This is a genomic window from Mycobacterium sp. NPDC050041 (assembly GCF_049541695.1).
Lineage (GTDB): Bacteria > Actinomycetota > Actinomycetes > Mycobacteriales > Mycobacteriaceae > Mycobacterium.
The window spans coordinates 29,753-52,672 of sequence record NZ_JBMVDG010000013.1 but is presented as its reverse complement, the minus strand read 5'-3'; the positions used below and the strand labels follow the sequence as shown (position 1 = coordinate 52,672).

Here is a 22,920-nt window from a genome sequence, read left to right as displayed (position 1 = left end):
CTCTACGGTGCGGCGTGCGGCACCGGCCCCAGCACACCCGGAGGGCACGGCGAGGGAAGGAACAGGCCGTAGCACCAGCCCGGCGGAATGGGCGGCGGCGGTTTGAACCCCTGGCCCGGCGGCGGTCCTGGCGGGTTCGGCCCGTCCCAGATGTTCTGCGCGACATTGCCCTGCCCGTGGTAGACGAACCAGTACTCGTGGCAGATGCTCTCGTCCCAGCGGACCGGGTTGACCCTCTTGTTCCCGGTCTCCACCGGCGGATCGCCCGGGCACCACGTATTGGGGCCGCTGGGAGGCGTCTGGGCTGCGGCGACACCGGCGGACATACCGAGGCCGGTGAGGGCAAGGGAGGCGGACATCAGTGCTCCGGCGATGAGCCGCTTCCGGTGGTGAGTGGTCATGTCCCGTTCTTTCTCGTCGTGCGCCGGTCGGTCGCGTTGAGCCGAGTCGACACGGCGCCGTGCGCTACCGATCCCAACCCACCGCTGATCTTGAGAGTGTGACACCGCTCGCACGCGTACGTCAGCGGTTTCCAAGGCTGCGCTCACCGGTGCGAGGCGGTCACACGATTTCCTGGCGCCGCAGGTCGGCGATGTCCGCAGCGCCGTAGCCGATCTCGCCGAGGATCTCGTCGGTGTGCTCGCCGAGCAGCGGTGCCCGCCGGCGGATCGTGCCGGGCGTCTCGGACATCCGGAACGGTGTGTCGAGGATCGGCACGTCACGCGGTGCGCCGGGGAACGGCACGCGCTGCAGATAACCCATCGCCCGGACGTGCGGGTCATCGAGCACGTCCTGTGTCGAGTGCAGGGGGGCCGCAGGCAGTTTCGCGGACTCGAGCAGGGCGAGCACTTCGGCCTTCGTCTTGTCCGCGCACCATGCCGACATCAGATCGTTCAGTACGTCGCCGTGTTTCCACCGCTTGTCGTCGTCGGCGAACCGCGGATCGTCGAAGAGGTCCTCCCGGCCCATCAGCCGGCACCACCGCTTGAACATCGGCTGCCCCGCCACCTGCAACAGCACCCAGCCGTCGTCGGCGGTGCGGTACAGGTCGCAGGGCGCCACCGACGCCCCCTGGTTCCCCATCCGGGGTTTGTCGGTGCCGAGCAGTTCACGCTCGATCAGGAAGGCGTTGGAGAGCATCATCGCGGTGGGCAGCAGCGCGCCCTCGACGTGTTGGCCCTGACCCGTGCGCTCGCGGTGGTACATCGCCATCATCACGCCGATGGTCAGGGTCAGCGCCGTGCCGAAGTCGGCGTAGGGCACGACGGTCCGGATGGGCAGGTCGGGCAGTCCCTGCCGGAACACCGCGCCCGACATGACCTGTCCCGCACCGTCGAATCCGATGCGATCGCTGTAGGGACCGCCCTCGCCGTAGGCGGTGGCACTGGCCAGGATGATGTCGGGCCGGACGGCGCGCAGCGTCTCGTAGTCCAGCCCGTTGGCCCGCATGCCCGCAGCGGGCATGTTCGCCACGACGATGTCGGCGCCCGCCACCAGCGTGCGGGTGATCTGTGCGCCGGCGTCGGTGGTGGTGTCCAGCGTCAGCGAGCGCTTGTTGCGGTTGCACTGCAGGAACGTGCCGCCCTCGCCGCCCTCGGTGACCGCCTGCACCCAACGGTCCTCGCCGCCTTCGCGTTTCTCGACGCGGACGACGTCGGCGCCCATGTCGGCCAGCAGTGCGCTGCACCACGGAGCGGCGATGAATCGGCCGAAGTCGAGCACCCGCACACCGTCGAGGACACCCATCACGCGGCCCTCTTCACCGGACCACTCCGCGGGTCAGCAGGTGGGCGATCAACGGTTCCGCGCCTGCCGCGAGATGCTCCGACATCACCTCGCGGGCCAGTGATTCGTCGTGCGCCGCCAGCGCGGCGAGCAGCCTGCGGTGATGGTCGGTGGACTGGGCGGGCCAACCGGCGATCGTCGGGAACACCGCCTCCGGCGCATATCTGGTGATCAGCGACATCAGCTGCGCCAGCTTCGGCGAGTCCGCGGCGACGTTGATGGCGCGGTGGAAGTCGTGGTTGAGCCGCGTCGCTGCCTCGTCGTCGTCGCGGGCATACGCAAGCTCCAGCGCCTCCTGGATGGCGGTCAGCTCGCGGACCTGCTCGTCGGTGACCGCGCCGGCCGCTCGTGCGGCGAGCTCACCGCCGACGTGGGCCTGCAGGTTCGCCACGTCGGCGATGTCACGGCTGGTGACCGGCAGCACCACGAATCCCCGGCGCGGCTGCTGGTCGAGCAGGCCTTCGGCGCGCAGCGCGAACAGTGCCTCACGCACCGGCGTGACACTGATCCCGAGCTCGACGGCGAGCTGGTCGAGGCGGATGTACTCCCCCGCCGGGTAGCTGCCGTCGAAGATGCGCCTGCGCACCAGCCGGGCGACGTCCTCCGAGAGCTGAGGGCGGACAACGAATTCCGGGACGGTCATCGGTCAGACCCGGTAGTCGGCCAGCAGGCGCTTGCTGATGATGTTCTTCTGGATCTCGCTGGTGCCCTCGCCGATGAGCAGGAACGGCGCATCGCGCATCAGCCGTTCGATCTCGTACTCCTTGGAGTAGCCGTAGCCGCCGTGTATCCGGAAACTCTGCTGGGTGACCTCCGAGCACACCTCGCTGGCGAAGTACTTGGCCATCCCCGCCGCGACGTCGTTGCGCTCCCCGGAGTCCTTGAGCCGGGCGGCGTTGACCATCATCAGATGCGCGGCTTCGACCTTCGTGGCCATCTCGGCCAGCTGAAACGCGATCGCCTGGTGCTCGGCGATCGGCTTGCCGAACGTCTGACGCTGCTGCGCGTACCGGACGGCCAGCTCGAAGGCCCGAACACCGACGCCGCACGCCCTGGCGGACACGTTGACCCGGCCCACCTCGACGCCGTCCATCATCTGGAAGAAGCCCTGCCCGGGCGCCTCCCCGAGCACGGTGTCCGCGGCGGCCCGGTAACCGTCGAAGATCAGTTCGGTGGTGTCGATTCCCTTGTACCCCAACTTGTCGAGCTTGCCGGGGATCAGCAGGCCCGGCGCGACCTCGCCGAAGCCTGCCGGCTTCTCGACGAGGAACGCGGTCAGGTTGCGGTGTGGCTTGTCGGCGCCCTCGTCGGTGCGTACCAGCGCAGCCACCAGGGTGGAACTGCCGCCGTTGGTGAGCCACATCTTCTGGCCGTCGATCGTGTAGCCGCCGTCGCCGTTGCGCCGGGCGCGGGTGCGGATGGCGGCGACGTCGGAGCCGAGTTCGGGTTCTGACATCGAGAACGCGCCGCGGGTCTCGCCGGTGGCCATCCGCGGCAGGAAGTGGCGCTTCTGTTCGTCGGTGCCGTGCTGGCGGATCATGTAGGCGACGATGAAATGGGTGTTGATGACGCCCGACACGCTCATCCACCCGCGCGCCAGCTCCTCCACACACAACGCATAGGTGAGCAGCGACTCACCGAGGCCGCCGTACTCCTCCGGGATCATCAGCCCGAACAGGCCCATCTCCCGCATCGCGTCCACGATCGCCTGCGGGTAGGTGTCGGCGTGTTCGAGTTCCTGGGCGGTCGGGATCACCTCTTTGTCGACGAACTGCCGCACGGTGGACAGGATCTCGGTCTGGACCTCGCTGAGTCCCAGTGTCTGCGCGAGTCTGGTCATGCGTCCGCCCTCTCGAACACGGCCGCCAGCCCCTGCCCGCCGCCGATGCACATCGTCTCCAGCCCGTACCGCCCGCCGCGGCGGTGCAGTTCACGCGCCAGCGTCGCCAGCATGCGACCCCCGGTCGCCCCGACCGGGTGGCCGAGCGAGATCCCCGAACCGTGCACGTTGGTGCGCTCCAGATCTCCTGCCGTGAAACCCCACTCGCGGGTGCAGGCCAGCGCCTGCGCGGCGAACGCCTCGTTCAGTTCGATGAGGTCCATGTCGGCGAGGGTGAGTCCGGCCTTCGCCAGCGCTGAGGCGGTGGCCGGGACCGGGCCGATGCCCATCTCCTCCGGCGGCACGCCGGCGACGGCCCACGACACCATCCGGACCAGCGGCGTGAGACCGAGGTCGGCGGCCCGTTCCGCGGTGGTCACCAGGCACATCGCGGCAGCGTCGTTCTGTCCGCTCGAATTCCCCGCCGTCACAGTGGCTTCCGGGTCGGTCCTACCGAGCACGGGTTTGAGTTTCGCCAGCGACTCCAGCGAGGTGTCGGCGCGGGGGTGCTCGTCGGTGTCGACCACCTCCGTCCCGCTGCGCGTGGACACCGTGACCGGGACGATCGTCTCGGCCAGCAGCCCGTCGGTCTGCGCCCCGACGGCACGCCGGTGGGACAACACGGCCAGTTCGTCCTGCTCCTCGCGCGGGATCGAGTACCTGCGGCGCAGGTTCTCGGCGGTCTCCAACATTCCGCCGGGCACCGGGTGGTGCCTTCCGCCCGCGGTCGTCCTGCCGCGCGCGAGCGCGTCGTGCACCGTGATGCCGCCGCGGGCGCCGCCCCATCGCATGTCGGTGGAGTGGAACACCACGTTGCTCATGGACTCGGCGCCACCGGCGACGACGACGTCGTTGTGGCCGCCGGCCACCTGCATGCACGCCTGGATCACCGCCTGAAGTCCGGACCCGCAGCGGCGGTCGATCTGCATGCCCGGCACCGTCACCGGCAGCCCCGCGTCCAGCGCGATCACCCGGCCGATCGCCGGCGCCTCCATGCTCGGGTAGCAGTGCCCGACGATCACGTCCTCGACCGCGTCGGGGGCGACACCGGTCCGTTCGAGCAGTCCCTGCAGTGCGGCGACGCCGAGGTCGACGGCGGTGAGCGCGGTGAGCGATCCGTGGTAACGCCCGATCGGGGTCCGCACGGGTTCGCAGATGACCGCCTCACGCATCACAGATGCCGTCCCCCGGTGACTTCGAGGACCGTGCCTGTCATGTAGGAGGACAGGTCGGAAGCCAGGAACAGGGCCACCTTGGCGACCTCCTCGGGCTCGCCGGCCCGGCCCATCGGGACCTCGGCCACTTTGGAGTCCCAGATGCGTTGCGGCATAGCCTCGGTCATCGCGGACCGGATCAGTCCCGGCTGAATCGCGTTGACCCGCACACCGAGATGGGCGAGTTCCTTCGAGGCGGCCTTCGTCATCCCGACGATGCCCGCCTTGGCCGCCGAGTAGTTGGTCTGCCCGACCATGCCGACCTTGCCCGAGATGGACGACATGTTGACGATGGCGCCGCGCTTGTTCTCGCGCATCACCGCGGCGGCTGCCCGCAGGCCGTTCCAGGTGCCCTTCAGGTGGACGGCGATGACCTGATCGAACTGGTCCTCGGTCATCTTGCGCAGGGTCGCGTCGCGGGTGATCCCGGCGTTGTTGACCATGATGTCGAACCGACCGAACCGTTCGGTCGCCGCGGCCACCAGCGCGTCGACGTCGGCGCCCGACGTCACGTCGCACCGCACCGCGACCGCGGTGGTGTCCCCGCCCAGCCGCTCGGCGGCGGCCTGGGTGGCCTCCAGGTTGAGGTCGCCGAGCACGACGCGTGCCCCCTCGGCGACGAACTGTTCGGCGATGGCCAGGCCAAGACCCTGCGCACCGCCGGTGACGACCGCCGTCTGACCACTGAGCAACGACACTGACTGCCCCTCTCCTCGACTCCGGAACCGCCCCGGTTCGGGCGATCATATTTCATATACGATGCACGAGAACCGTGGCCCGCGGAAGGAGATGCTCCATGAGTGAAGTCGGCGACGAGGATTTCCGCGAGATCCTCGACCAGACGCGGCACTTCGTGCGCACCGCCGTCGTACCGCGCGAACAGGAGATCCTGGCCGACGACCGCGTCCCCGACGATCTGCGGGACCAGGCCAAGAAGATGGGACTGTTCGGCTACGCGATCCCCCAGGAATGGGGCGGACTCGGCCTCGACCTCTCCCAGGACGTCGAGCTCGCGATGGAATTCGGTTACACCTCGCTGGCGCTGCGGTCGATGTTCGGCACCAACAACGGCATCGCCGGGCAGGTGCTCGTCGGCTTCGGCACCGATGAGCAGAAGGCGCGCTGGCTCGAGGGCATCGCTTCCGGCGCGGTCGTCGCGTCGTTCGCGCTGACCGAGCCCGGCGCCGGTTCGAACCCAGCGGGCCTGCTTACCAAGGCGGTTCGCGACGGCGAAGACTGGGTGATCACCGGGAGCAAGCAGTACATCACCAATGCGCCGACGGCGAACCTGTTCGTCACCTTCGCGCGCACCCGGCCGGCGGACTCGGACGGGCCGGGCATCGCGGTGTTCCTGGTACCCGCCGACGCCGACGGTGTCGGGGTCGGCGCCAAGGACGCGAAGATGGGCCAGGAGGGCGCCTGGACCGCGGACGTCAACTTCGACGATGTCCGGGTCGGGGCCTCGGCGCTGATCGGCGGGGCCGAGGACATCGGCTACCGCGCCGCGATGACCTCACTCGCCCGCGGACGCATCCACATCGCCGCGCTGTCGGTCGGGGCGGCCCAGCGTGCGCTCGACGAGTCGGTCGCCTACGCCGCCTCCGCCACCCAGGGCGGCACGCCTATCGGCAGCTTCCAGCTCGTCCAGGCGATGCTCGCCGACATGCAGGCGGGGGTGATGGCGGGCCGTGCGCTGGTGCGCGACGCCGCCAGGATGTGGGTGACCGGTGAGGACCGCCGGATCGCCCCGTCGACCGCGAAGCTGTTCTGCACGGAGATGGTCGGCAAGGTCGCCGACCTGGCGGTGCAGGTGCACGGCGGCAGCGGCTACATGCGTGACGTGCCCGTCGAGCGGATCTACCGCGACGTCCGGTTGCTGCGTCTCTACGAGGGCACCAGCGAGATCCAGCGGTTGATCATCGGCGGCGGACTGGTACGGGCGGCACAGCGCCGAAGCTGATCCACCTTCGATCGGCACCACACAGACGACTGAGGAGTACGAACTTGAGCGAGAGACTCACCGGCAGGGTCGCTTTCGTGACCGGCGCAGCACGCGGACAGGGGCGTGCACACGCCGTCCGGCTGGCCTCCGAGGGCGCCGACATCATCGCGGTGGACGTCGCGGGCAAGTTGCCGTCGTGCGTTCCCTACGATTCCGCCACGCCGGAGGATCTCGCCGAGACCGTCGATCTGGTGGAGGCGACCGGACGGCGGATCCTGTCCACCGTGGTCGACACCCGCGATCACGACGGGCTCCGCGAGGCGGTCGATGCGGGGGTCGCCGAGCTGGGCCGGCTCGACGTCGTCGTCGCCAACGCGGGAATCACCGCACCGCAGGCGTGGAACACCATCACGCCCGAGGACTTCCGCGACGTGACCGACGTCAACATCACCGGCACCTGGAACACGGTGATGGCAGCCGCGCAGCATCTCATCGACGGTGGCCGCGGCGGGTCGGTGATCCTGATCAGTTCGGCCGCAGGGTTGAAGATGCAGCCGTTCATGGTGCACTACACCGCCAGCAAGCACGCCGTGACGGGCATGGCGCGGGCGTTCGCCGCCGAACTGGGCAAGCACCGGATCCGGGTCAACAGCGTGCATCCCGGAGCGGTCAACACGCCGATGGGCACCGGCGACATGGTGGAGGGACTGGTGCGCGCCGACGCGACGAACCCGGGCCTGATGAACATGGTCACCCCGTTCATCCCCGACATCGCCCAGCCCGAGGACATCGCCGACGCGGTGGCCTGGCTGGCCAGTGACGAGTCACGTTTCGTCACCGCCGCCGCGATCGCCGTCGACTGCGGCTCTACCCAGTTCTGACCGGCGGGGCCTGCTGCGCGAGCGCGCGCCGCAGGAAGCCGATCTGGTGTCCGGCGGCGGTCATGAACCAGTCGTGCCCCGGCCACACGTCGAAGTGGTCGCACGGATAGTGGTGCACCTGCGCGCGGGCCTGCGCGGCGGTCCTGGCCACCGAGTCCGCAGGCACGAACCGATCGAAGTCGGCGATCTGAACCAGGACGCGGGCACGAATCTGCTTCGCCGCCTTACCGGTCCGGATCTTCATCAGTTCGAACCCGATCCCGGCGTCGATCTCGTTGCGCCACGTCGGTCCGGCGATACGGCGGTAACTCTCGTAGGCGCCGTCGAGGGCGAGCGCACCCGACTCCCCGGGCGGCGCCGCCAACGGCATCAGGGACGGACGCCGCCCCCGCGCCACCTGCACCCGGCTCTTCACACCCACCAGGGTCCATCGCAGCGCTGCGAGGAGATCCCGGTGCGCCACCGCCGCACGGCTCGCGGCCAGTCCACTGGTCAACGGGGTCATGGCGATCACCGCGGCGACCTCTGGGCACTCGGCGGCCACCCGTAGCACGTGACTGCCCGAGAACGACGAGCCCCACAGCACGACGCGGCGGCGGTCCACGCCGGGTAGGCGCTGCGCGGCGGCCACAGCGGCCCGGTAGTCCGCCAGCTGTCGGGCGACGGAAACACTCTGGCGCGGTGCACCTTCCGATGAGCCGAAGCCGCGATAGTCGAAGGCCATCACCTGCAGGCCGGCGGCGCTGAACTGATCGGCGAACGGCGCCAGTCCCGAATCCTTGGTACCGCCGAACCCGTGCGCCATCACCACCACCGGACGCCCGCCCGGTGAGTCGAAGTCCGCGCCGCGCGCCGGGAAATGCCAGGCGCTGCAGGTGACGCCCTCCGATTCGAAGGAGATCTCGTTGTAGGTCATGGCTGCTCCTGCGATCGGTCGGGGGCGGTGTTGATGCCGTAGATGGCGCCCAGCCAGACGGCGGCGGCGCCGTCCAGGAGCTGTGCCGGAGTCAGCGTCCCGCCGAGTGTCAGCCGTTCCAGCAGCCGGTCGTTGAACTCCAACAGCACGGTCGCCAGCACCTCCGCGTCGGCACCGGCCGGCGCGACACCCGCGGCGCGGTCGGCACGGATCATCGCCGCGATCGAGTCGACGAAGGCCTCCCGCGCGCTGTCCCAGATCTCGCGCACCGAGGCGCTGGACCCCCGCGCCTCGAGCATCGCCGAGAACAGGTGCCGGTGACGCTCCCAGGTGTCGAAGAGTCCGTCGAGCATCGCCCGCACCCGCGCCGGCGGTGGCTGTCGCATCGCGGTGAAAGTGTCGTTGACGACGAAGGTCTCGTCGACGATGCGCTCCATCAGCGCCGCCACCGCCGCCGCCTTGTTCTCGAAGTAGAAGTAGAACGCCGACCGCGTGACGCCCGCCTGCTGCGCGATGTGGGCGATGTTGACGTCGTCGAGGGTCGTCTCGCGCAGCCATTCGTCGAGGGCGGACAGGATCGCGTCGCGCCGCGCGTCGCTGCGGTTCGGTGGCCGGCGGTCGGTCGTCGACCTCATGACACCACCGGTATCCGCGGTGCGGCTGCGGCTCTCGTTGCGCCCGCGGGTAGCTCGCGGGTCCGGATGTCGTGTTCGTAGTAGAAGTAGTCGACCTGCTGGGTGTGTCGCGGCCGGTCCGTGCAGTGCCCGACGTATCGCTGCTGATCGGCGTCGATCACCCGTTCCATCTCGGCGACCGGCGGCAGCGCGTAATGCCCGATCGCATACGCCGCCAGCAGCCGGGACTGGCACTCGACGAAGGGGAAGAGCGTCGGGACGGCCTGGGCGAAGCCGATGAACGCCAGGTCGGTGATGCCGGGCAGGAACATCCGCTTGTAGAGCCGAATGGTGTTGTCGGGTGCGCTGATGACGTCAGGGTCGAAGAAGGGGAACGTGATGTTGTAGCCGGTGGCGTAGACGATCACGTCGAACTCGTCGCTGGTGCCGTCCTCGAAGTGGACCGTCCCGCCGTCCAGTCGGGCGACGTTCGGTTTGGGGATCACGTCGCCCGAGCCGAGACGCAGCGGCAGCTCCACCGACTGCGTCGGATGGGCCTCGAAGAGTTTGTGGTTCGCCGGTGGCAGGCCGTACCGGGTCGGGTCGGTGCCCATCGCCGGCGCCAGCATCTGCAGCGCCTTGCGCTGCCACGACAGCGGGAGGTAGGGGGTGGTGCGCCACATGGTGTCGCCGGGGCGGCCCGCGATGTACTTCGGCACGATCCAGGCGGATGACCGTGTGGACAGGGTGACGCGGTTCTGCAGCGCCTTGGACGACAGTTCGACGGTGATGTCTGCGGCGCTGTTCCCCAAACCGACGACGAGGATGCGCTTCCCGGTGAGCTCGAGCGGGGCCGTCGGGTCGATGTAATGGTGCGAGTGGATCGACTCTCCGGTGAAGGTGCCCGCGAAAGCCGGGAGCCGGGGGTCCCAGTGGTGGCCGTTGGCGACCACCAGCAGGTCGAAACGGCGCCGCTCCCCACCCTCGTCGAGGATCTCCCAGCCGCCCTCGTCGAGGCGATCCGCGCGGACCACGCCGTTGCCGAACTCGATGTGGTCGAGCAATCCGAAGGTGTCGGCGTAGGCGTCCAGGTAGTCCTTGACGTCCGAGTGGTGCGGGAAGGTGGGGAAGTGTTCCGGCATCGGGAAGTCCTTGAACGACAACCGCTGCCGGGAGGTGTCGATGTGCAGCGAGCGGTAAGCGCTGCTGTGCCCGTTCGGGTTTCCGAATGCCCAGTTGCCGCCGATGCGGTCCGAACTCTCGAACGTGGTGTAGCGCACCCCGTAGTCGTTGAGCATCTTGCCGGCCGTCAGGCCACTGATGCCCGCACCGATCACGGCGACGTGCCGATGCTGCGTGGCCATGCCCACCTCCTGCTGTGATGCAGGACACTAACAGCGCGTTTGACACACGTCAATGAACATTGACGTGTGTCAGATACTGGGCGGCGGCCTGCTCCGCGGAGTCGGCCTCGGCGACCAGTTCGAGCGTCTGCAGGTCGCGGACGGCCACACAGGCGCGGTGCAGCATCGCGAGCACCGGATCCGCGGACCGTCCTCCGGGTTCCGTCGCGGCGAGTGCCGACCCGCAGCTCAGGACAGCCTGCAACATGGCGTACCGGTAATCCTGCCAACAGGTTTCGAGGTCATATCCGGTGACTCCGCGCTCGACCAGCGCGGTGTGATACACCGTGACGAGCTCGTGGTCGACAGCCGACCTGAGCCCGGGCTCCAGCCCGGCTCCGGCCAGACAGGCGACGTCCCGCGCGGGCAGTCCGACCGTGAGTGTCCGCCAGCCGGTCACCCGGACCGCTGCACCGTCGGGAGAGAACAACAGGTGCTCGAGGCGGAAGTCACCGTGTAACAGGCTGTATCGTCCCTGGACCGCCGACACCCACGATCCGACCGCGGTCATCGCCCCGAGAAGGGTGTCGGTGTCCTCGGCGGAGATGCGCGCTCCGAACCGCTCGACGATCCGCTGCCCACTCGCCCGCGCGGCGGCCCCGAGCGCCCTGGCCGCGGCGCTGTCCGGCATCGACGCGACGAGACCAGGGAGACGCAACCATTCGGGCGCGCACCAGGTCGGCGCGTGCAATCCGGCGATGGCCGCGACGGCCACCCGTGCCCGCTCCTCGTCGCAGCCGTCCGAATGGTCCAGCGCGACCGCCGGCGCCGGATCAGCCAGCAGCAACCCGAAATCGTCTGTCTCGGCATCGGTCTCACAGAGGTAACAGTCGGGCACCGGGACCTCCACGCGATCGCGGACCGATGCGTAGAACGCACACTCGCTGCGATGTCCAGAGCCTCCGGGCATCTTCAGAACGAAAGTGTCCGGCAAGTCCGGCTGCGCAGCCGCATACGTCGGTCTCAGCCGGAACGCTCGGTCGTCGGCGGGACCGATCGGCGAAACGTCGACGGCGTCCACACCCACGTCACGGCCTCCCGCACCGAGCACCGCCGCCAGCCAGGAACCGGTGACCTCGGGAAGACGCGGGTGCGGCGGGCTCACGTCGCTGCTTTCTCCGCTCCTGCGGCGGCCCGTTGACGAGCGACGAACCGGATGGCCATTCGCTGCATCAGGCCCGGCGCGAAGCGGGCGAACAACCATCCGGCGTACGCCTGACGGGGTGTCACCAGTAGGGCGCGGTTGCGCTGCACGGCGCGCAACGTGTCGCGCGCCAGCCGGTCTGGGTCGTGGAAGTGCTTGCTGCCCTGGCCGCTTCGGTAGAACTCCCGTCCGTCGAAGCGGCCCACCGCGCCTTTGTCGAGGATGGGTGTCTCCACTGCGGTCGGGCACACGGCAAGTACCCCGATACCGTGCGCCACCGCCTCGCTGCGCAGCGCCAGCGACAGCCCGACCACCGCGTGCTTGGTCATCACGTAACTCGTGATCTGGCCGGCGGCAGCCAGACCGGCCATCGACGCGGTGTTGACGATGTGGCCGCCACCCTGGCGGATCATCTGTGGGTAGGCCGCCGCCACGCCGTGCACGACGCCTCGGATGTTCACGTCGATGATCGCATTCCAATGCGCCAGGGTCAGGAGCTCGGTGTCCCCGGCCCACGTGATGCCCGCGTTGTTGAACATCAGATCGAGCCGGCCGGCGCGTGCGACGACGCCGTCCACCGCGCCTTGCACCGCGGCGGCGTCGGTGACGTCCAGGCGGGCAGACCGTGCGGGCGCGCCCAGCCCGTCGGCCGTGCGTGCGGCGGCATCCGCGTCGATGTCGGTGCAGAGCACCTCGGCCCCGGCGGCTACGAGCGCACGGCACAGCGCGGCCCCGATACCGGAACCGGCACCCGTGACGATGGCCTGTTTCCCGGAGAAATAGGACAACGTGCCTCCCAGTCGCGCCATGCCCAGCCGCCGTGACGATACGTCCACTGTAAGCAATACGGTAGCGACGTGGGGCCGGCCCCGCCTGGGTCAGCCGATGAAACGGACGATCGACTCCGCGACCGCGGCCGGCTTGTCCGATCCGTCGACCTCGACGGTCACGGTCATGGTCGCCTGCACGGCGCCGTCGAGCTGCTTGACGTCGGCGATCTCGGCGCGTGCGCGCAGCTTCGCGCCGACCGGGACGGGCGTGATGAACCGAACCTTGTTGTAGCCGTAGTTGATGGCCATCGCGACGTTGTCGACGCGGTACAGCTGGTGGGTGAAGTGCGGCAGCAGCGAGAGGGTCAGCAGGCCGTGCGCGATCGTGCCGCCGAAGGGGCCCTCGGCCGCGCGCGCCGGGTCGATGTGGATCCATTGGTGGTCGTCGGTGGCGTCGGCGAACAGGTTGACCCGCTCCTGACTGACCTCCAGCCATTCGGTCGGACCCAGCTGGACACCCGATGCGGCGACGAGCTCGTCGAGACCGGCGAACACCTTCATGATTTCTCCTCTCGACGCCGACCTCGGCGGCAACCTGGACCACAAGATAGCCCTTCGTCGCCCGCGTGGGACCACCCGGCACGGCCGATCCGCAGTACCGTGCACACAGCTGCGGTTCTCCGCTCGCGGGCACAAATCGCCTTCAGGCCGCGCCGGTGCGGGCCCACCCCTTCTCCCGCTCGACCGTCGAGTCGTGTGCTGCGACCTGTCCCAGCGTCCTCTTCTGACGGCCCCGGGTCTCGAGGATCACCGCCGAGGGGCAGACCGGCTGGTCGAATCGAATAACCGGCCCGCGATTTACGTCGCCGCCATTTTTTTGGTCGCGTTAATTGGCGATGCTGTCACACAACCGATAGATGTGGGCGTTGACGCAGCGGACAATTGGACGGCAGTAACAGTTATCAGCCGGGTGTGAGCGGAGACACGTTGATTGGTCACCGCGCCGAGTGCCTGATCTGCGCTTTGGCGTCGATGGCGAACGATATTGCCGTAGCGGCGACGGCAAAACGCAAAGACTGTCAACCTATCGTGCTGCCATCGTTTACCGGCGCACCCGGCAGTTTTGATCATGAATGGCACCCCGGCCCGAAGCGTCCCGCGACACCGTCCCGGGAGCGAACGCGGTCACGGCTCGTGCGTCGTCGGCCGCGCCGGTGGAGCACGCGTCGCGGTGGACGCCCCGGGTGACCCTGCATCGTTCGGTACCCGACCGTATCGGCGAAACCTGTGCGTACGCCGAGAATCCGCGCGCAGTGGCGGGATCGGCACCGCCGCCGGTGAACCTTGTGAACGTTCAAGCATCGACGGCGACCGGGCAAACACCACCAGACCGGTCGTACGGCGCCGCCAAGGACCCGCCGGAGGGGCCCGCGGGGTCATGACGCGGTGATGTCCCCCCGGGGCGTTCGACAGTCTGCTCGCATTTCGGGCCGCCCGCCCGGGCCGGCGAATAGGCCCGGGCACTCTTGCAGACGAATCTCACCGCACCCGCCCGGACGCTGTGCGCCACTCTCCAATGGCGGTGAAATCGGCATCCTGGCTCGACTCCAGGGCAAACACGAAAAATTGTGATGTGGCCACTCGGCGGCACCTATCGGCCCGCCGAAACTATTGCAAAGTTCGCCAGCCGGCGCTGATGAGGCAATACGACCAGCGGTGACGAAGATTAGCCGAGATTGCCATCTTTCGCGGGCCGGGTGCGAACTCCGATGCACACTCGTCACCATTAAGCGCAATGCTGGACAAGTCTCTCTTGCTAGCTGGAATTGAAGTCGCCGCGGACGGGATACTCACTAACGCGTATTCGTAACCCCGCGTGATGCGCGCCAGAATCAGCCGCTTCGACCCCGGTGGTCGGCTGCCCGAAGGATGGACTCACATGACCGCTCCCCAGCTAGACACCTTCGGCGCCGTCGGCCTGGGCCTGGAGACGAGCCCCAGCTGGTGGGACCCTGACAGCGAATGCACCATTGTGGTGGCACAGCCGACGGCCGAACCGGAGCTGTGGGGCGAGTATGTTCGCGGCGCCGAACTCAGCTATCGGAAGCACGGTGTGGAGGCGGCCCTGGACGTACCGGCATTGCGTCGTGGAAAAGACACGGCATTGTTTTGCGTGGGAATCAATACCGAGGGGCGCGTGGTCGGCGGCGTGCGGGCAAAGGGTCCCTATCGTAATGTCGACGAATGCCATGCCGTTGTCGAATGGAGCGGTCAACCGGGATTGGACGCGGTACGAAAAATGGTCAGCGATCGATTGCCGTTCGGCGTCGTGGAGATCAAATCGGCGTGGGTGTCCGATGACCCCGAACAGAGCCGTACGTTGACGAATGTGTTGGCGCGTATGCCGCTGCATTCGATGGTAATGCTCGATATTCAATTCGCGGTCGCCACCGCAGCGGCTTACGTGCTCAACCGCTGGCTATCATCGGGAGGTGTGCTGGCGGCCAGGATCCCGGCGACGCCGTATCCCGACGAGCGGTACCAGACCAAGATGATGTGGTGGGACCGTCGCACCTTCGCCAACCGCGCGGACGCCCATCAGGTGTCCACGTTCTTCACCGAGTTGCAGAAGATCGCGGCGTCGACCGGAGTCGCACAGCCGGCGGCAGCCGCCGCGAGCACGTGATGGCCGAAGGAGCCGACCCGGGCAGCCTCGACGATCTCGTCGCGGCCGTCGCCACCCACCTGATGGCGGTCGATGCGGCGACATCGGTGCCGGCCAGTGAACGGGTACTGGCCATCCTCACCGCGTACTTCGGCGTCGAGGCCGGTTTCCTGCGACACAACGACGACCGTGGCCGGGTGTCCCGCCTCATCGCGCAGTGGCCGCCTCGCGACACCGCCGACGCCGGCCTGTCCACCGCCGTGCCGTTGGAGACCGACGCGGACCTCGGCCGTGGCCGGCTGCTCGGCGAGCCCCTCGTCCTCGAGCAGCGGCCCGACGCCCTGTCCCCCTCACCCGCACGGGGATCGATCGAGACGGCCCTGGTGCCCCTGCTGTCCGGTGACGTGACCACGGGCGTCCTCGGCTTCGCCACGACGGGTCACCGCGACTGGAAGCCGACGGAGCTCAACGCCCTCAAAGCAATCGCATCGCTGTTCGCACAGGTGCAGGCGCGCATCGGCGCCGAGGACAGGTTGCGCTACCTCGCCGACCACGACGACCTCACGGGCCTCTACAACCGCCGGGCGCTCTGGTCGCATCTCGACGCCAGGCTGGCCGCGGGCCGGCCGGGGCCGGTGTCGGTGCTCTTCATCGACCTCGACCGGCTCAAGGCCATCAACGACTACCTCGGCCACACCGCCGGTGACTGGTTCATCCGGATCCTGGCCGAGCGCCTCCGCCAGGACGACGCGGACGACAATCTGATCGCGCGACTCGGCGGCGACGAGTTCGTGGTCGTGCCCGCCTCGCCGCTGGCGGCCGAGGAGGCCGAACGACTGGCCTATCGGCTGCAGGAGGTGCTCAGGGAGCGGGTCTCCATCGACGGCGAGATGCTGACCCGGACCGTCAGCATCGGCGTCGCCGTCGGGGTGCCGGGGCGCGACACCACGTCGAACCTCCTCAGTCGCGCCGATCAGGCGGTGCTGACCGCGAAGTCGCACGGCGGCAACCAGGTCGCGGTCTACTCGGCGGAGATGTCTCTCGACAGCGAGTTCCGCAACGACATCGAACTGCACCTGCAGAACGTGATCGAGAGCGGATCGCTGGTGCTGCACTACCTGCCGGAGGTGGACATGCGCACCGGCGAGATCCTCGCGGCCGAGGCACTCGTGCGGTGGCAGCACCCCACCCGGGGACTGTTGTCGCCTGACGCGTTCATCGGCGTGGCCGAGTCCATCAACCTCGCCGGCGAGCTGGGCCGGTGGGTGATGCGCAACGCATGCGCGGAGTTCGCGCGCTGGCGAGCGGCCGGCGTAGGACACGGAATCGTGCTGCGCATCAACGTTTCCCCGGTTCAGCTGGTCACCGACGGCTTCATCGATTCGGTCGCCGACATCGTCGGAGAGTTCGGTCTCGAGCGTGGTTCGGTCTGCCTGGAGATCACCGAGAGCGTCGTCGTGCAGGACATCGAGACCACGCGGATCACGATCGGCGGCCTGAAGGACGTCGGTGTGCAGGTGGCGATCGACGACTTCGGGACGGGTTACAGCGTGCTGTCGCTGCTGAAGTCACTTCCCGTGGACGCGCTCAAGATCGACAAGGGCTTCGTGCAGGACCTCGGCTCCAATCCCGGTGACCTCGCCATCGTGCGCGCGATCATCGCCCTCGCCGAGGCGTTCGATCTGCAGCTGGTCGCCGAGGGGGTGGAGACCGAGGCCGCAGCCCTCGCGCTGTTGCGGCACGGCTGTCACCGAGCGCAGGGATTCCTGCTGTCCCGGCCGTTGCCCGGCGATGCGATGAAGTCGCTACTGGCCGGCGGGCGGGTACCGGTGCATTTCGCGCCCACGCCCAGCGTCTGACCGCAACGCCCTGCCGTCGCGGGGCGTGTGACGCAGCTGCCGGTTCACGGACTGACAGATCAGCGCGCGCTCCGGGAGCGCCGTCCCGGTGTTCAGCAGTTCGAGCCGGGCGAACCGGCTGGCCGACTGACTCACGAGGCACAACTGCGCATATCCGTCGTAGCCGTGCAGTGGCCGCTCACCGGCGGCCAACGCGTGACCGTCGGCCGGAGCGATCGTCACCCCGTGCCGGGCACGGACCGCAAACGGGCCGTCGATGCTGTCGACGACCACACCGGCGACTTCACCGTCCTCGAAGACGACGCGCTCCAACGCGACACCGTCACGAACCCTGATACGCCGGTCACGCGCCTGCCCGGCGAGCCAGTCGGCCAGCGAGGGCGCCGCGGTCGCAGCCGTGGCCACCGCGCCGAGCGGCTTGACCTCGATCGCCCGCCCGCTGAGTGTGCGCATCGTGGTCGTCTGCCAGTCCGACACCCGTGAGTGCAGCAGCCCGTACGGCGATCGGAGGCACTCCGAGGCCCAATTCCTGAGCCGTCCGCCATAGAAGGGCTCCACCCATCGGCCGTCCCGCTCGTCAGGGGTCTGGGCCCGCACCACCCGCGTCGGCAGCTCCAAGTCGCCCGCGACGGGGTCGAGCCTCGCCAGGTCGTCCGACAGGGCCGTGAAGTAGTCGCGCGTCTCGTCCTCGTCGGGTGCGTGGGTCAGCCATCCCCGCTCGAGATGAGAGGGAGGCGGCGCCATGACTTCGTCGGCGATCGGACGCGGCGCCGTGGCGATGAACACCTCGGCGCCGGCGTCGACGGCGACGAGGGCGCTCGCGAGGGCTCCAACGGCCCCCCCGACACAGACGACATCAACTTCTTCGTCCCACATTGTTAACTACCTCGACGTTGCTGATGGACCCGGACTCGAGAACGGCGATCGAAGCGGCCGCGGGAAGCGGCCGTCGATCGCGGCCGAATCATGGTTGATGCGACGGTATTCGACGCTACGGAGGGCTGCCGCCGGACATCGGCGCGACAGCCGGGTAATTCAGTGATTTGAGTCACCACAGCCCGCACTGACCTACGAGGGGTTTTGCCAGGACGGGCCGTGGCAACAGCGCCACGGTATCACTCGAGCGACCTGCGCAAACGCTGCGGTTACCGGTTCGCCGACGCGCCGCCATGCTCGGGCCCATGCCGGGCCCGTTCAGGAGCCTCGAACCGAAAGTCATCACGATCGGGCACTTTACATACCTATGGCATGTTTTGCACCCCCTCAGATGACTTAGAGTATTGACGTGTCGTTAAATCACCAGCGACCGGCCACCCCTCTGGGATTCGGCGGGCGATCAATCCACCAGCAGGTCCACTGCCCGTCCGCCGCACTGCAGAGCGAATCGACCGTACGTCCCGCCGCCGAGGTGGCGCCGTGAGCGATCAGGCCGACCGGAAGGCCGACGCCACCCGCCTGCTGATCGTGCAGGCCGCGGCGCGGCAGTTCTCCCGGCGCGCGTACGGCATGGTCAGCCTCGACGACATCCTGGCCGACGCGGCGGTGACCAAGGGAGCGATGTACTTCCACTTCCGGTCGAAGTACGCGCTCGCGGTGGCGATCGTCGACCATCGGGCCGAACAGAGCCGCGCCGTGGTGGAAGAGGTGCTGGCCCGGCGCCTGCCTGCGACGGAGACGCTCATCGACGTGATGTTCGTGATCGCCGTGGAGGACCTCGGCGACCACCTCGCCAGGGCCGGCCTGAACCTCCTCGAATCCATAGGCCGCACAGACGGACTGGCCACCCGCGTGCACGGTTCGTGGATCACCGGCTTCTCGGGCATCGCGCAACGCGCCATCGACGAGGGTGACCTGCTGGACGGTCGCGACGCCGATGGCGTCGCACGGCTCCTGGTCGCGATGTACCTGGGGATCCGGCAGACGAGCGACCTCGACGACCCCCAGCCGTTCCTCGAGCGGCTCGTCGACGCCTGGGACGTCGTACTGCCCGGCATCGCGCGGCCCGACCGGCTGAACTACCTCTCCCAGTTCGCCCGGCGGCGCGGTGCGCAGGCGCTCAAGCGGGCCTCCCCGCTGCCCGCCGATGACTTATGATCGCCATCCGGGCTGCAGTCCGGAGAACACGAGGCCATCGCCGGAGGTGAGCGCGTATGCCGCGGCAGGCCCGCTCTGAGGCGACGCGGCGCCGAATCGTCGACGCAGCGGTCGACCTCATCGGCGAGATCGGTTATCCCGCAGTCGGTCTGGGGGACATCATCGAACGGGCCGCGCTGACCAAAGGCGCGCTCTACTACCACTTCGACTCCAAGGAGTCACTGGCCGTCGCCATCATCGCCGAAGGCGGGGCCAATTTGCTGGCCACGTTCCACAGCATCAGCGAATCGAACTCGCCGGCGCTGGAGAACATCATCCACGGCCTGTTCATGGTGGTCGATCGCGTCTCCACCGACCCGCTCACGCGCACCGCCGCACAGCTGCTGCGGGTGTTCGGCGGCTTCAGCGAGGTGTCCCGCCAGGTCTACGCGGGCTGGCTCGCCGAGATGGTGGGCGAGGTGCGCCGCGCCTCCACCGAGGGAGACCTGCGGGAAGGCCTCGATCCGGGCGCAGTGGCCGAAACCATCGTCTGCGCGATGCTCGGCGCCGAACTGTTGTCGGGTGTCGACGACGATCTGCGGAACCGGTTGACCCGGATGTGGCAGGTGCTTCTTCCTGCGGTCGTCGCCGACGAGTCACTCGACTACTTCCGCGAGTTCCTCGCCCGCGAGGCTCTCCGCGCGCCGTCGCCACCGGCCGACTAGGCGCTCGACCTCAGAGTTCTTCCACCCACAGCCGCTCGGTGAGGTCCTGGAAGGTGGCAAGCGCAACCGGGTCGTCGCCGCGCAACAGCGCGGACCGGCTCATCTGCGCGCGGACCACCGACCCTTCCCGGTCCACGAGCTCGACGATCATGTCCGCGTGCTCGTGCACGACCGACAACACGGACCCGTCGGCGGGAATCGTGGTGCAGATGTCCGCGAACCGCATCTGCTGGACATCGTCGGCGCTGCGACCCAGCATCGCGGCGAATGCGCCGTTGGCGAACAGGATGGCGCCGCCTTCGGCAACCGCCAGCACGGGCACGGGGAACCGCTCGAGCAGCACCAGCGCCGGCATCTGCTCGAGCAGCTCCCTGGGTGATCGATTGTCCTGACTGCTGCGGCGCCGATCCACGATGCGGGTCCTGTCCATGAGTGAGGTGGAGCCAGTGTGGCCTCCGGCCCGGCGTCACGCCGCGCACAGCAAAGCCTAGTCGGCCGTCATCATCACCGATCGCCGCCGCTGCGGCGGGTGATTGACCAACAATCGCCGCCCTGGGTGTCCGAGGCCCGTTCACCTCACCTGACTAACTAGGTTTACTCTGTGCGTACCCACAACGACGCACAGGAGGTCCGATGGACCTGGACTGGTCACCGGACGACCTGGCCTTCCGCGACGAGGTACGCGCCTTCCTCGACGACCGGCTCACCCCCGAGCTGCGGCAGGCGGGCAGGTTGATGACGAGCGTGTACGCCGACCACGACGCCAGCATGGAGTGGCAGCGCATCCTCCACGAGCAGGGCTGGGCGGCGCCCGCGTGGCCCGTCGAACACGGCGGCTGCGACTGGACCCTGACCCAGCACTACATCTTCAGCCGTGAGACCACCCTGGCGGGCGCCCCGTCGCTGTCGCCGATGGGTATTCGGATGGTCGCGCACGCGATCGTCGAGTTCGGCACCGACGCGCAGAAGGAGTACTTCCTGCCGCGGATCCTGACCGGCGAGGTGTTCTTCTGCCAGGGCTACTCCGAGCCCGAGGCCGGCTCCGACCTGGCCGCGCTGTCGATGGCGGCCGTCGACGACGGCGAGCATCTGCTGTGCACCGGGAGCAAGATCTGGACCACCCACGCACAGGAGGCGAACTGGATGTTCGCCCTGGTGCGGACCACCCGCGCGGCGAAGAAACAGCAGGGCATCACGTTCGTGTTGATCGACATGACCAGCCCGGGCATCGAGATCCGGCCGCTGGTGATGACCTCCGGCGAAGAAGTCCAGAACCAGGTGTTCTTCGACGACGTCCGGGTGCCCAAGACCAACGTGATCGGCCGGATCGACGACGGCTGGACGGTGGCGAAGTACCTGCTGGAGTTCGAACGCGGCGGCGGCGCCTCGTCGCCTGCGCTCCAGGTGCTCGCCGAGGAGATCGCGACCGTCGCCGCCGGCCAGCCCGGTCCGGACGGCGGCAGGCTGATCGACGACGCCGCATTCGCGCTGCGGCTCGCCGATGCGAGGATCCGGACCGAGGTGCTCGAGATCCTGGAGTACCGGGTGCTAGCGGCCGTCGCCGCGGGGAAGAACCCGGGATCGGCGTCGTCGATGCTGAAGGTCCTCGGCACCGAGCTGAGTCAGTCGCTCACCGAACTCTCGATGGTGGCGGCGGGACCACGAGCGCGGGTCTACCAGCCCCACGCGACCAAGCCGGGCGGGCCGATCGCCGAATACGAGCCGCCCGCGGACGGCTACGTCAGCGGCGAGCCATGGCAGGCCGTGGCGCCACTGCGCTACTTCAACGACCGGGCCGGCTCGATCTACGCCGGCAGCAACGAAATTCAGCGAAACATTCTCGCCAAAGCCGCATTGGGGCTCTAGATGGACTTCACGTTGACCAAGGAACAGGAACTCCTGCGCGACGGGCTGTCGAAGTACCTGTCGACGCGCTACGACCTGGAGAAGAGCCGGGCGGCGGCCAAGACCGGCGCCGGCTGGCAGCCCGAGATCTGGCGCGGGTTCGCTGAAGAACTGGGGATCCTCGGGGCGGGGCTGCCCGAGGACGTCGGCGGCATCGGCGGCGGACCGGTCGAGACCATGGTGATCGCCGAGGCGCTCGGCCGTGCCCTGGTGATCGAACCCTACGTCGACACCGCGGTGGTCGCCGCGGGACTTCTGCGGCGGGCCGGCGGACCGGCGGCCGCGGCGCTGCTGGAGAAGATCGTGGACGGCTCGGCGATCGTCGCTCTCGCCGCCACCGAGGCGGCGTCGGGCGATGACTGGCAGCGGGTGGCGACCGAAGCGCGACGCGGCGAGACCGGATGGGAGCTGCACGGCGAGAAGGTCGTGGTGATGAACGCGCCGCTGGCCACCCACCTCCTGGTCACCGCACGCACGTCGGACGACGGCGTGTCACTGTTCCTGCTCGAGCAGGATCGGCCGGGCCTGCGCACGCACGGCTACCGCACGATCGACGACCGTCGCGCGGCCGACCTGGTCCTCGACGGCGTGCAGGTATCGGCGGACGCGCTGATCGGGGCGCAGGGACAGGCGGGGCTGTCACTGGCCCAGGCACGCGACGAGGGCGCGGCCGCGGTCTGCTCGGAGGCGGTGGGCGCGATGCGACGGGTGGTGGCCGACACGGTCGAGTACTGCAGGCAACGCCAGCAGTTCGGTCAACCCATCGGCTCGTTCCAGGCGCTGCAGCACCGCATGGTCGACATGCACATGGAGCTCGAGCAGTCGGTCGCCGCCACATATCTCGCGGTGCTCAGGCTCGGCGCCGAACCGGCTGAGCGGGCCCGCGCGGTGTCGGCGGCCAAGGTGACGGTCGGCCGCGCGGCGCGGTTCGTCGGTCAGAACGCCGTCCAGCTGCACGGCGGGATGGGCATGACCGAGGAACTCGCGATCGGGCACTACTTCAAGCGGTTGACGGCGCTGCAGTACGAATTCGGCTCGACCGACCACCACCTGAAGCGGTACGCGCAGCTGACCCGACCCTGAGGCACGCCGGCTGGACATGTGTCCGGTTGAACCCGTCCATACCGGCGCGCGATCTCCGTCGG

The 22,920-nt window shown here is 68.6% G+C and carries 22 protein-coding genes; 8 read left to right on the top strand and 14 right to left on the bottom strand.

Annotated features, from left to right (window positions below; translation table 11 throughout):
- Window positions 1-2 precede the first annotated feature (2 nt).
- The 6 genes from ACPCHZ_RS27330 to fabG form a co-directional block, all read right to left on the bottom strand.
- The gene (locus ACPCHZ_RS27330; protein WP_423487614.1) at window positions 3-401 is read right to left on the bottom strand and encodes a hypothetical protein; all 399 of its coding nucleotides are present in this window, start codon (window positions 399-401) and stop codon (window positions 3-5) included.
- Window positions 402-561: 160 nt separating this feature from the next.
- Window positions 562-1,746 carry a CaiB/BaiF CoA transferase family protein gene (locus ACPCHZ_RS27325; protein ID WP_423487613.1) on the bottom strand — a complete coding sequence of 395 codons (1,185 nt, stop codon included), beginning with the start codon at window positions 1,744-1,746 and terminating at the stop codon, window positions 562-564.
- 13 nt (window positions 1,747-1,759) lie between these two features.
- Window positions 1,760-2,428 carry a GntR family transcriptional regulator gene (locus ACPCHZ_RS27320; RefSeq protein WP_423487612.1) on the bottom strand — a complete coding sequence of 223 codons (669 nt, stop codon included), beginning with the start codon at window positions 2,426-2,428 and terminating at the stop codon, window positions 1,760-1,762.
- Window positions 2,429-2,431: 3 nt separating this feature from the next.
- Window positions 2,432-3,625, bottom strand: a complete 1,194-nt coding sequence (locus ACPCHZ_RS27315) for an acyl-CoA dehydrogenase family protein (protein ID WP_423487611.1) — start codon at window positions 3,623-3,625, stop codon at window positions 2,432-2,434.
- A complete protein-coding gene (locus tag ACPCHZ_RS27310) occupies window positions 3,622-4,836 on the bottom strand; it encodes an acetyl-CoA C-acetyltransferase (RefSeq protein WP_423487610.1) in 1,215 nt (404 codons plus the stop codon). Before ACPCHZ_RS27310 ends, ACPCHZ_RS27315 begins: the two co-directional genes overlap by 4 nt.
- Entirely contained in the window at window positions 4,836-5,576 is a 741-nt protein-coding gene (gene fabG / locus ACPCHZ_RS27305) for a 3-oxoacyl-ACP reductase FabG (RefSeq protein ID WP_364971531.1), read from the bottom strand. The genes ACPCHZ_RS27310 and fabG overlap by 1 nt, the downstream gene beginning before the upstream one ends.
- Window positions 5,577-5,674: 98 nt before the next feature.
- Between fabG and ACPCHZ_RS27300 the strand changes: the two genes are divergently transcribed.
- On the top strand, window positions 5,675-6,838 hold the full coding sequence (locus tag ACPCHZ_RS27300; protein ID WP_423487609.1) for an acyl-CoA dehydrogenase family protein: 1,164 nt from the start codon (window positions 5,675-5,677) through the stop codon (window positions 6,836-6,838).
- Window positions 6,839-6,882: 44 nt separating this feature from the next.
- A complete protein-coding gene (locus ACPCHZ_RS27295; RefSeq protein ID WP_364971535.1) occupies window positions 6,883-7,701 on the top strand; it encodes a mycofactocin-coupled SDR family oxidoreductase in 819 nt (272 codons plus the stop codon).
- Here the strand turns inward: ACPCHZ_RS27295 and ACPCHZ_RS27290 are convergent.
- The 6 genes from ACPCHZ_RS27290 to ACPCHZ_RS27265 form a co-directional block, all read right to left on the bottom strand.
- Complete coding sequence (locus ACPCHZ_RS27290; RefSeq protein WP_423487608.1) at window positions 7,688-8,617, bottom strand: alpha/beta hydrolase; 930 nt, start codon at window positions 8,615-8,617, stop codon at window positions 7,688-7,690. The genes ACPCHZ_RS27295 and ACPCHZ_RS27290 overlap by 14 nt on opposite strands.
- Entirely contained in the window at window positions 8,614-9,252 is a 639-nt protein-coding gene (locus ACPCHZ_RS27285; RefSeq protein ID WP_423487607.1) for a TetR/AcrR family transcriptional regulator, read from the bottom strand. Before ACPCHZ_RS27285 ends, ACPCHZ_RS27290 begins: the two co-directional genes overlap by 4 nt.
- Window positions 9,249-10,595 (bottom strand): flavin-containing monooxygenase, encoded by a 1,347-nt coding sequence (locus tag ACPCHZ_RS27280; RefSeq protein WP_423487606.1) that lies wholly within the window; start codon window positions 10,593-10,595, stop codon window positions 9,249-9,251. The genes ACPCHZ_RS27285 and ACPCHZ_RS27280 overlap by 4 nt, the downstream gene beginning before the upstream one ends.
- Window positions 10,596-10,644: 49 nt before the next feature.
- A complete protein-coding gene (locus ACPCHZ_RS27275; protein WP_423487605.1) occupies window positions 10,645-11,472 on the bottom strand; it encodes a phosphotransferase in 828 nt (275 codons plus the stop codon).
- Between the two features lie 263 nt (window positions 11,473-11,735).
- A complete protein-coding gene (locus tag ACPCHZ_RS27270; protein ID WP_423487604.1) occupies window positions 11,736-12,587 on the bottom strand; it encodes an SDR family oxidoreductase in 852 nt (283 codons plus the stop codon).
- A 69-nt stretch (window positions 12,588-12,656) separates the two neighbouring features.
- Window positions 12,657-13,109 (bottom strand): MaoC family dehydratase, encoded by a 453-nt coding sequence (locus ACPCHZ_RS27265; protein ID WP_423487603.1) that lies wholly within the window; start codon window positions 13,107-13,109, stop codon window positions 12,657-12,659.
- Window positions 13,110-14,487: 1,378 nt separating this feature from the next.
- Here ACPCHZ_RS27265 and ACPCHZ_RS27260 point away from each other — a divergent pair.
- On the top strand, window positions 14,488-15,234 hold the full coding sequence (locus ACPCHZ_RS27260; protein ID WP_364971542.1) for a hypothetical protein: 747 nt from the start codon (window positions 14,488-14,490) through the stop codon (window positions 15,232-15,234).
- A complete protein-coding gene (locus tag ACPCHZ_RS27255) occupies window positions 15,234-17,072 on the top strand; it encodes a putative bifunctional diguanylate cyclase/phosphodiesterase (protein WP_423487602.1) in 1,839 nt (612 codons plus the stop codon). Before ACPCHZ_RS27260 ends, ACPCHZ_RS27255 begins: the two co-directional genes overlap by 1 nt.
- On the opposite strand, the gene ACPCHZ_RS27250 is transcribed toward ACPCHZ_RS27255, so the two are convergent.
- Window positions 17,019-17,948 carry a hypothetical protein gene (locus ACPCHZ_RS27250; protein WP_423487601.1) on the bottom strand — a complete coding sequence of 310 codons (930 nt, stop codon included), beginning with the start codon at window positions 17,946-17,948 and terminating at the stop codon, window positions 17,019-17,021. The genes ACPCHZ_RS27255 and ACPCHZ_RS27250 overlap by 54 nt on opposite strands.
- Window positions 17,949-18,488: 540 nt before the next feature.
- On the opposite strand from ACPCHZ_RS27250, the gene ACPCHZ_RS27245 reads away from it, so the two are divergent.
- Both ACPCHZ_RS27245 and ACPCHZ_RS27240 read left to right on the top strand, forming a co-directional pair.
- The gene (locus ACPCHZ_RS27245; protein WP_423487600.1) at window positions 18,489-19,166 is read left to right on the top strand and encodes a TetR family transcriptional regulator; all 678 of its coding nucleotides are present in this window, start codon (window positions 18,489-18,491) and stop codon (window positions 19,164-19,166) included.
- Between the two features lie 56 nt (window positions 19,167-19,222).
- The gene (locus ACPCHZ_RS27240; RefSeq protein WP_423487599.1) at window positions 19,223-19,870 is read left to right on the top strand and encodes a TetR family transcriptional regulator; all 648 of its coding nucleotides are present in this window, start codon (window positions 19,223-19,225) and stop codon (window positions 19,868-19,870) included.
- Between the two features lie 10 nt (window positions 19,871-19,880).
- Here the strand turns inward: ACPCHZ_RS27240 and ACPCHZ_RS27235 are convergent, their stop codons facing one another.
- The gene (locus ACPCHZ_RS27235) at window positions 19,881-20,282 is read right to left on the bottom strand and encodes a PAS domain-containing protein (protein WP_364973600.1); all 402 of its coding nucleotides are present in this window, start codon (window positions 20,280-20,282) and stop codon (window positions 19,881-19,883) included.
- 221 nt (window positions 20,283-20,503) lie between these two features.
- Between ACPCHZ_RS27235 and ACPCHZ_RS27230 the strand changes: the two genes are divergently transcribed.
- A complete protein-coding gene (locus tag ACPCHZ_RS27230) occupies window positions 20,504-21,736 on the top strand; it encodes an acyl-CoA dehydrogenase family protein (protein ID WP_423487598.1) in 1,233 nt (410 codons plus the stop codon).
- Window positions 21,737-22,858, top strand: a complete 1,122-nt coding sequence (locus ACPCHZ_RS27225) for an acyl-CoA dehydrogenase family protein (protein ID WP_423487597.1) — start codon at window positions 21,737-21,739, stop codon at window positions 22,856-22,858.
- Window positions 22,859-22,920 lie beyond the last annotated feature (62 nt).